General features: G+C 69.3%; 8 protein-coding genes. 6 read left to right on the plus strand and 2 right to left on the minus strand.

Going from position 1 to position 9,505, the window contains the following annotated elements; all coding sequences use genetic code 11:
* The coding region (locus G3N92_RS26620; protein WP_206130575.1) for an SDR family oxidoreductase at positions 1-247 on the plus strand (247 nt) is incomplete at its 5' end.
* 25 nt (positions 248-272) lie between these two features.
* Here the strand turns inward: G3N92_RS26620 and G3N92_RS26625 are convergent.
* Positions 273-1,250, minus strand: a complete 978-nt coding sequence (locus G3N92_RS26625; RefSeq protein ID WP_206130576.1) for a GlxA family transcriptional regulator — start codon at positions 1,248-1,250, stop codon at positions 273-275.
* Between the two features lie 89 nt (positions 1,251-1,339).
* Between G3N92_RS26625 and G3N92_RS26630 the strand changes: the two genes are divergently transcribed.
* The 3 genes from G3N92_RS26630 to G3N92_RS26640 all read left to right on the plus strand — a co-directional run bounded on the left by G3N92_RS26630 (position 1,340) and on the right by G3N92_RS26640 (position 5,528).
* Positions 1,340-2,056, plus strand: coding sequence for a DJ-1/PfpI family protein (locus G3N92_RS26630; protein ID WP_206130577.1), 717 nt, complete (start codon positions 1,340-1,342; stop codon positions 2,054-2,056).
* 242 nt (positions 2,057-2,298) lie between these two features.
* The gene (locus G3N92_RS26635) at positions 2,299-4,089 is read left to right on the plus strand and encodes a methyl-accepting chemotaxis protein (protein ID WP_206130582.1); all 1,791 of its coding nucleotides are present in this window, start codon (positions 2,299-2,301) and stop codon (positions 4,087-4,089) included.
* Between the two features lie 263 nt (positions 4,090-4,352).
* Complete coding sequence (locus G3N92_RS26640) at positions 4,353-5,528, plus strand: porin (protein ID WP_206130578.1); 1,176 nt, start codon at positions 4,353-4,355, stop codon at positions 5,526-5,528.
* Positions 5,529-5,544: 16 nt separating this feature from the next.
* Here G3N92_RS26640 and G3N92_RS26645 read toward each other — a convergent pair whose 3' ends face one another.
* Complete coding sequence (locus G3N92_RS26645; RefSeq protein WP_206130579.1) at positions 5,545-6,489, minus strand: LysR family transcriptional regulator; 945 nt, start codon at positions 6,487-6,489, stop codon at positions 5,545-5,547.
* A gap of 229 nt (positions 6,490-6,718) precedes the next feature.
* On the opposite strand from G3N92_RS26645, the gene G3N92_RS26650 reads away from it, so the two are divergent.
* Together G3N92_RS26650 and G3N92_RS26655 are read left to right on the plus strand one after the other, a co-directional pair.
* Complete coding sequence (locus G3N92_RS26650) at positions 6,719-8,029, plus strand: MFS transporter (RefSeq protein WP_206130580.1); 1,311 nt, start codon at positions 6,719-6,721, stop codon at positions 8,027-8,029.
* On the plus strand, positions 8,026-9,234 hold the full coding sequence (locus G3N92_RS26655) for a M20 aminoacylase family protein (RefSeq protein WP_206130581.1): 1,209 nt from the start codon (positions 8,026-8,028) through the stop codon (positions 9,232-9,234). The genes G3N92_RS26650 and G3N92_RS26655 overlap by 4 nt, the downstream gene beginning before the upstream one ends.
* Positions 9,235-9,505 lie beyond the last annotated feature (271 nt).

A 9,505-nucleotide genomic window follows, 5' to 3' on the forward strand; every position in this document is an offset into this window, starting at 1 on the left:
GATCCACAGCGCCGCGCTCGACGCGCGGTTTCGCGAGGTGGCCGCCGAGCGCGGGCTGGCCGAGCGCGGCGGCGCGTGGGAGGCGGTCGAGCAGGCCGTGCTGCCGCTGTTCGCGCCGGTGCCGATGGGGCGCGTCGGGCGGCTCGACGAGATCGCCGATGCCGTGGCGTTTCTCGCCAGCCCGTTGGCGGGCTATATCACGGGCATGAACCTGCGCATCGACGGCGGGTTGTCGCCGAGCCTGTAACGCCGGCGCACCGGGCCGGCGCGCCTCACGACGCGTCCTGCCTTTCGCTGAAGCGCTGCCGCCACTGCGCCGGGCCGATCGAAAACTGCCGCACGAACGCGTTGCGCAGGCGTTCCTCGCGGCCGAAGCCCGAGCGCCGCGCCACTTCCGACAGCGAATAGGTGGTGGACGTCAGCAGCGATTGCGCGCGTTCGAGCCGCAAGCCTTGCAGCGCCCGGCCGGGCGGCATGCCGATCTTCTCGGTGAAATGACGGATGAACGTGCGCGGCGACATGCCGGCCTCATCGGCCAGATCGTTCACTTTGAGCGGCCGGTGCAGGTTCTTGCCGAGCCAGTCGAACAGCGTGCCGAAGCCGTCGGCGGTTTGCAGCGCGAGCGGCGTGCTGAATTGCGCCTGGCCGCCCGAGCGCCGCATGTACACCACCAGGCGCCGCGCGGCCAGCGCCGCCAGCGCGCTGCCGTGATCCGCCTCGACCATCGCCAGCGCGAGATCGATGCCGGCCGTCACGCCGGCCGAGGTCCAGATCCGGCCGTCGCGCACCCAGATCGGATCGGGCTGCACCTCGATCGACGGGAATTCCCTCGCCAGCGCCGCGCACGCGCGCCAGTGAGTGGCCGCCTTGCGCCCGGCCAGCAGCCCGGCCTGGGCCAGCAGGAATGCGCCCGTGCAGACCGAGCAGACGCGCTCGGCGCGCGCGGCCAGTTCGCCGACCAGCCGCACGATCCCGGGCGAGCGGCGCGCGGCCTCGACGCCCGGGCCGCCGGGAATCACGAGCGTGTCGAAGCGTCCCTCGGGCGGGCGCTCGGTCAGCACCGTCATGCCGCCTTGCAGCCGGCGCGGGCCGCCATCCTCGGAGATCACGCTGCAGCGGTAACGCTCGCCCGCCGCTTCCTCGCTGGCGGTTTCGAAGGTCTGGAGCGGGCCGGACACGTCGATCGGCTGGGCGCCGTCGAACACGAGGATCACGATCCGGCGGGCAGAGGTGGGGGCAAGGGCGGTCATTGGCAAAAAGTACGCGTTTTCTGTCTTTTTTGCCAGTGCGCGGGCTGCTTCAATGACGTCATCAACCAACCGACGCATCGGAGAACGCCATGACGCAAGCGCTCGAACTCGCCCCTCCAACCCACGTCGCCGGCCTGCTGCTGTTTCCGGACATGACGCAACTGGATCTGACCGGCCCGCTCGAAGTGCTCGGCAGGCTGCCCGGCTGGCGCGCCGAGGTCGTTGCGCCGAGCCGCGCGCCGGTGCGCACCGACAAGGGCCTCGTGATCCAGCCCGACGCCGATTTCGCCAGCGCGTCCGCCTACGACCTGTTCGTGGTGCCGGGCGGCCCCGGCACCGACGAGGCGATGCTCGATCCGCGCATCGTCGGCTTCGTGCGCGAGCGCGCGCTCGCGGCGAAGCATGTGTTCGGCATCTGCACCGGCTCGCTGCTGCTCGGCGCGGCGGGGCTGCTGAAGGGCCGCCGCGCGGGCAGCCATTGGCAGGCGCGCCATCTGCTGAGCCAGTTCGGCGCGACGCCGAGCGACGCGCGCCTGACGATCGACGGCAAGCTCTACACGTCGGGTGGCGTCACGGCCGGCATCGACATGGCCTTGCAGGTGGCGGCCGAGGTGGCCGGCGAGGACGTCGCGCGGCAGATCCAACTGCAGATCGAATACGATCCGGCGCCGCCGTTCCGGGCCGGCACGCCGTTCGTCGCACCGGCCGGGATCGTCGAGCGGGCGATGGCGTCCACCGCGGCGCGGCGCGCGATACGCGAGGCCGCGGTGGCGAAGGCGGCCGCGCGGTTGGCGGCGGCGGGCTGACGCAGGTTGACGAGCGCCGCTGCGAGCGGCCGCCGCCGCTGCAATCCTCATACGTTCGCTGTCCGAAGCTATCGTTCGAACCTGCCGGCGGCTATGCCTCGATCCTATAGCCCGGCGCCTCAAGTTCGCACCGCGCGGCGTCGTTAAAGCGAACAGATACGGCGTGCGAGGGGGCGGATTGTCGAAAGCGAAGACAGGCTGCGGCGTGCCGTGATGTCACGTCACGTTTGGGGCTGGTCTTGATCCGTTCATTCCGCAGCAGAATCCTCGTCATCGTCCTGGGCACCGTGATCGCGTCGCTGGCGCTGTCCGGCGCGCTGATCTACACGCTCGTGCGCAACAGCACGATGGCCACGCTCGACGCGAACCTGAGCGCCATCGCCGACGGCAACCGCGCCACCATCGCGCAGTGGGTCGCCGCGAAGCAGCACGCCGTGCAGGAGACGGCCGCGCTCGTCGAGCACGGCGATCCGCAGGGCTACGTCAAGCACATGGCGCTGGCCGACGGCTTCGAGGTGGCCACGGTCGGCTGGCCGGACCACACGTTCTATTCGAATCATTCGACGCCGCCCGGCTACGACCCGACCACGCGGCCGTGGTACACCGGCCCGATGACCAGCGGCGCCGCGGTGCTGACCAAGCCCTATCCCGACGCGTCGACCAAGGTGCCGTACGTGGCGTTCGCCGCGCCGATCCGGCAGGGCGGCGCGAGCGTGGGCGTGGTGAGCGGCGCGGTCACGCTGGACGCCGTGCGCAAGGTGGTGGACGCCGTGCATCCCACGCCGTCGAGCTTCGCGTTCGTGGTGGCGCGCGACGGCCAGGTGATCGCGCATCGCGACGCGGCCCTGACGCTGAAGCCGTCCACCGACATCGCCGCATCGCTGAGCGCCGACGCCCTCACGCAGTTGGACGGCCTGAGCCGCCCCGGCGCATTCGAGATCGACGGGGCGCGCAAGCTGCTGATGGTGCGCGCGGTGCCCGGCACGCCGTGGTATCTCGTGGTGGCGCTCGACGCGCGCGAGGCCACCGCCGGCCTGCGCGACGTGCTGCGCGCCACGCTGCTGATGAGCCTGGTGCTCGCGGCGATCGCGGTGGCCGTGGCGGCCTGGCTGACGGCGTCGTCGTTCCGCCGGCTCGCCGAGGTGCGCAACGCGATGAGCGTGATCGGCAACGGCGCGGGCGACCTGACGCAGCGCCTGCCGGTGGTGGGCCACGACGAGGTGGCGCAGATCGCCGGCTCGTTCAACCAGTTCGTCGAGACGATGTGCATGCTGCTGCTGGGCATCCGCACCGGCGTGGAGGCGATGCAGGTGGCGACGGCCGAGATCGAGGTGGGCAACCGCGATCTGGCGCGCCGCACCGAAAGCTCGGCGGCCAGCCTGGAGGAAACCGCCTCGGCGCTGGCCGAGCTGGCCAACAGCCTGCACACCTCGGTGGACGCGTCGAAGCAGGCCAGCGCGCTCGCGTCGTCCACCAGCGAGATGGCGCGCAGCGGCGGCGCGGCGATGACGGAGGCGGTCAGCAGCATCGAGCAGATCGCGCGCTCGTCCGGCGCGATCACCGAGATCATCGGCGTGATCGACGGCATCGCGTTCCAGACCAATATTCTCGCGCTCAACGCGGCCGTGGAAGCGGCCCGCGCGGGCGAGGGCGGGCGCGGCTTCAGCGTGGTGGCGTCCGAGGTGCGGCGCCTCGCGCAGAGCAGCGCCACGGCGGCGCGCGAGATCAAGCAACTGATCGAGGAATCGTCGCGCAACGTGCAGGCCGGCGCGGATCAGGTGGGCGCCACCGGCGCCACCATCGATCAGACCGTGCAGGCGATCGGGCGCGTGAATCAGTTCATCTCCGAGATCGAAGGCACGATCGGCGAGCAGAGCCTGCACATCTCGCAGATCGACAGCAGCTTCTCCGAGGTCGATCGCGCCACGCAGCAGAACGCGGCGCTCGTCGAGCAATCGGCCGCCGCCGCCGCTTCGCTCAATCAGCAGGCGCGCGAGGTGGCCGACGCGGTGAAGATGTTCCGCCTCGATTGAGCGCGCGGCAGCCGCCCGCCCGCGCGTCGGCAACGGGGCCGTTCCGCCTTCGAGGGCGGGCGGTCCCGTTGCCGTTTACGGCCCGCTGTCGATGCAATCGATCGCCGATGCCGTGCTGCATCGCGCTATGCCCGCCAGGCATAGCGCCCCCATCTTTTAGGTAATATTCGCGATTTTTGATCGCCACTAAGATGCCCTTGCCTGAAATCGTCAGGAATAACTAATCAGTAGTTCTATACGAAATCGATCAAGGGGATTGGCGAATGAAAAAGCTGTTTATCACCATCGCGGTATTGGGCACGATGACGGAAGCCGCGCACGCGCAGGGCAGCGTGACGCTGTACGGGATCATCGACGAGGGCATCAACTACACGTCGAACGCGGGCGGCCATTCGCTGTACAACATGTCGTCGGGGATGCTGCAGGGCAGCCGGTTCGGCCTGCGCGGCGAGGAGAATCTGGGCGGCGGCCTGAAGGCGGTGTTCACGCTCGAGAACGGCTTCGACGTGAACAGCGGCAAGCTCGGGCAGGGCGGCTTGATGTTCGGCCGGCAGGCGTTCGTCGGGCTGGCCAGCGAGCGCTACGGGCGCGTCACGCTGGGCCGTCAATACGATTCGGTGGTCGATTACGTCGGCATCCTGAGCGTGGCCGATGCGTGGGGCGGCACGATCGCGGCGCATGCGGGCGACATCGACAACTTCAACAACTCGTATCGCACCAACAACACGGTCAAGTACCTCGGCCCGCGCTACGGCGGCTTCACGTGGGGCGGCACCTACAGCGTGGGCGGCGTGGCCGGCAACGTGTCGCAGAACCAGATCTGGTCGCTCGGCGCGGGCTACGCGGGCGGGCCGGTCACGCTCGGCATCGGCTACCTGAACGCGCGCACGCCGTCGAATCTGGGCGGCCTGTTCGGCAACAGCACCTCCGCCGCCACGCCGGCAGTCGTCAGTAATCCGATCTATTCGGGCTATACGTCGGCCAATTCGTATCAGGTGATCGCGCTTGGCGGCACCTACGCGATCGGCGCGGCCACGCTCGGCGCGACCTACTCGAACGTGCGCTTCCTCGACCTCGGCGGCAACGGCGCCAGCAGCTTCCGCGCGGGCAGCAGCGTCACGTTCAACAACGCGGAACTGAGCCTGCGCTATCAACTGACGCCCACGCTGCTGCTGGCCTCCGGCTTCGACTACACGCGCAGCAACGCGGCGACGCTGGCCAACGGGGCGAGCAACGCCGGCGCGCGTTACTACCAGGGCGAGATCGGGGCGGACTACGCGCTGTCGAAGCGCACCGACGTGTATTTTTCGGCCGTGTATCAGAAGGCGTCGGGCCACGATTCGACGGGCAAGGATGCGGTGGCCGCGCTCGCGAGCCTGACCCCGTCGTCCGTCGACCATCAGGCCGCCGTGCACCTCGCGATCCGCCACAAGTTCTGATCGCGGCCGGCGCCGCTCAGGCCGGCACGCCGGCCTGCTGCGGCGCTTCGCCGGCCCACGTCGCGTGCGGATCGAACGGCACGCGCGGTTCCATGTCGCGGATGAAGCGCGCGAGCGGCCCGTTCAGGTGGTCGCGCTTCCAGACGAACTCGACCGGATAGGTCAGCGTCAGCTCCGGATGCGCGATCAGCGCGGTGGATGGCGGGCAGCAATGCAGCGCGCTGTCGGGCACGATCGAGTAGCCGAACCCGGCGGCCACCAGCCCGAGAATCGTGGTGGTGTCGCCGCCGAGCTGCACGATGTTCGGCGAGAACCCGGCGAGCTGACATTGCCGGATCAGGAAGTCGTAATAGGTGGGCGCGGTGTCGCGGTCGAACCAGACGCACGGCAGTTGCGCGAGATCCGACAGCCGCTCGGGCACCTGCATCGTGATGCCGCCCCGCTTCGGCACGGCGATGCGCAGCCCGCAGTGGAACAGCGTCATCGCATCGAAGCGCGTGTCGCGCGCATCGCGCCAGCCGAAAAAACCGCCATCGAGTTCGCCGTCGGCCAGCGCCGTCAGTTGCCGCGCGGCCAGCATCGGTTCCACCCGCAACGAGATGGCCGGTTGCGCCTCGCGAAACCGGTTGATCTGCGAGAGGATCGCCGGGTGCCAGCCATACGCGGGCGACAGCCCGAGCCGCAGCGCGCCCGCGCTGCCTTGCGCGACGCGCAGCGCGCGCTGCCGCGCCGATTGAAAATCGATCATCAGCTTTCTGGCATCGAGCGCGAACTGCTCGCCGGCCGCCGTCAGCTCGACGCCGCGCGCGCTGCGCGAAAACAGCGGCGCGCCCAGTTCCTCCTCGAGATCGCGGATCTGCCGGCTCAGCGCCGGTTGCACGATGTGCAGTTGCCGCGCCGCGGCGGCCACGCTGCCCGAATCGGCCACCGCGAGAAAGTAACGAACGTGTCGGATATCCATGTTGCATGCGCGAATCGAAGTGCCTGAAGTCTTGCATGCCAAAAGCATTCCGGCCAGCCGGGAGCGACCCGCGGCGCGTGGCGGGCCACCTCTGGAAAACCCTTGCCGGGTGCGCGTTTTCCCTTGGATATGCCTTGCGGGTATCCCCGCTATTTTTGAATAGTATGCCGGCGGCGCGGGGGGCGGGCGGTAGATTGAGGCCTATTCCAACATCGACCGAACCGCTCCCATGAACCGCTCCGGTGAACTCCACGACACAGCCGCGTCCTCCGAACGCAGGACCTTTGCGGCCGCCTCGGTCGGCAATCTGCTCGAAATCTACGACTTCATTGCCTACGGCATTTTCGCGGTGCCGATCTCGCGCACCTTCTTCGCTACGCAGTCCGAATTCAGTTCGCTGCTGCTGACGTTCATGACGTTCGCGGTGGGCTTCGTCGCGCGGCCGTTCGGCGCGCTGGTGCTGGGCCGCTATGCGGACCGCGCCGGCCGCCGCCGCGCGCTGAGCCTGACGCTGGTGCTGATGGCGGCCAGCACGCTGGTGCTGGCGATCTGCCCGTCGTATGCTTCGATCGGCGTGGCCGCGCCGGTGATCGTGGTGTGCGGCCGCCTGCTGCAGGGCTTCTCGGCCGGCGGCGAGATCGGCGGCTCGGTCGCGCTGCTGATCGAGAACGCGCCGAGCAAGCGGCGCGGCTTCGCCTCGTCGTTCCAGCAGATGTCGCAGGGCGGCGGCGTGATGCTCGCGGGCCTGGTGGGCATGGCGCTCACGCACCTGTTCAGCGACGCGCAGATCAACGCCGGCGCCTGGCGTCTGGCGTTCGTGTTCGGCGTGCTGATCGGGCCGGTGGGCTGGTACGTGCGCCGCTCGATCCCGGAAACGCAGGCGTTCGAACGCGCCAGCCAGCAACGCGCCGTGGCGCTCGCGCCGCAGCTCGTGCAATACCGTTGGCGGCTCGCCGGCGGCGTCGCGATCATGGTGTTCTGGACCATCGCGACCTACGTGTCGAACTACTTCACCACGTACTCGGTGCGCGAGCTGCACATGAGCCTGTTCGACAGCTACCTCGGGCAACTGGCGTACGGCGTCACGATGGTGATCGCGTGCCCGCTGGTGGGCATGCTGTCGGACCGGATCGGCGTGCGCCGTCCGATGCTGTTCGGCGCGCTGCTGACGGCGCTGGGCGCGTATCCGATGTTCCTGTTCCTGTCGCAGCATCCGGATCGCCTCGCGCTGATGGCCGTGCAATCCGTGATCGCGCTGCTGCTGGCCTGCTACGCGGCGTGCGCGTCGAACGTGCTGGCCGGCGTGTTTCCGGTGCAGTTCCGCGCCACCGGCGTGGGCCTGTCGTACGCCACCGGCGTGACGCTGTTCGGCGGCCTGACGCCGCTCGTCGTCACCACCCTGATCAACGCAACCGGCGACAAGCTGGTGGTGGGCTACTACCTGGCCGCCGCCGCGCTCGTCAGTTGCATCCCGGTCGCGCTGTCCGCGCGCGCCGGCTCGAATTCCGAACAACCGGCGCATGGCGCCCTGACAGAATGACTTTCCTGAACGACCCGCGCCTCGGCGCAATCGAACCCGATCTGATCCGCATTCGACGACATCTGCATGCGCACCCCGAGTTGCGTCACGAGGAGCGGGAAACCTCCGACTACGTGGCGCGGCTCCTGACGAGCTGGGGCATCGACGTGGAGCGCGACATCGGCGGCTACGGCCTGGTGGGCGTGCTGCGCTGCGGCCGCGGCACGCGCTCGATCGGCCTGCGCGCCGACATGGACGCGCTGCCGATGCAGGAGCAGAACCGCTTCGCGCATGCGTCGCGCCATCCCGGCAAGATGCACGCGTGCGGCCACGACGGCCACACCGCCATGCTGCTCGGCGCGGCGCGCTACCTGTCCGAGCATCGCGATTTCGACGGCACCGTCAATTTCATTTTCCAGCCGGCCGAGGAGGGCGGCGCGGGCGCGCGCCTGATGATCGAGGACGGCCTGTTCGAGCGCTGCCCGATGGATGCCGTGTTCGGCGCGCACAACTGGCCCGGCATCGCCGCGGGCAGCTTCGCGTTGCGGCCCGGCCCGATCATGGCGTCGAGCAACACGTTCTCGGTCGCGCTGACCGGCGCCGGCGCGCACGCCGCGCAGCCGCACCGCGCGGCCGATCCGGTGGTGGCCGCCACGGCGCTGGTGCAGGCCTGGCAGAGCATCGTCGCGCGCAATATCGATCCGAACGAGGCGGCCGTGCTGTCCGTCACGGAGATCCACGCCGGCAGCGCGATCAACGTGATCCCGGGGCAGGCCACGCTGAGCGGCACGGTGCGCGCGTTCAAGCCCGAGGTGCTCGACCGCATCGAGCAGCGCATGCGCGAATTGGCCCAGGGCATTGCCTCGGCCTACGAGATGCAGCTCGATTTCGCGTTCAACCGCATGTATCCGCCGCTCGTCAATCATCGCGACGAAACCGCGTTCGCGGCCGGCGTGCTCGAATCGGTGTTCGGCGCGGCGAGCGTGGATGCGGAAGTGGCGCCGCAGATGCCGTCGGAGGATTTCTCGTTCTACATGCAGCATCGCCCCGGTTGCTATGTGTTCATCGGCAACGGCGACGGCTCGGAACACGGCAACTGCGGTTGCGCGATTCCGCTGCACAACCCCAATTACGATTTCAACGATGCGCTGCTGAAGCCGGGGATGGCGTGGTGGGTATCGTTGGTGAAGGCGTGGCTGCCGAAGGTGGCGGCGAAGGCGGCTTGAGGCCGTTGGCGATTCGATAAAGCAGCGCCGGTTCCGTCCGCCCGCGAGGGCGGGGCGGGCCGGCGCTGTTTGCATGAACGGTGCGGCCTGGCGCACGCACCGTCACGCCGATTTCAGTGACGGTAGAGATTCGCGAAGAACGGATCCTGCGAGGGCGGGCGGGGCGGCTCGTAGGCGACGCGCTGAATAGGGCGGCGCGGCGCGGCGCGAAGCCGCGCCGATACCTTCCAGGTGCGCGCCGCCGCACGCGGCGCGGGCGCGGCAGCGGCCG

This window comes from Burkholderia sp. Ac-20379, from assembly GCF_017104645.1.
Taxonomy (GTDB): Bacteria; Pseudomonadota; Gammaproteobacteria; order Burkholderiales; family Burkholderiaceae; genus Burkholderia.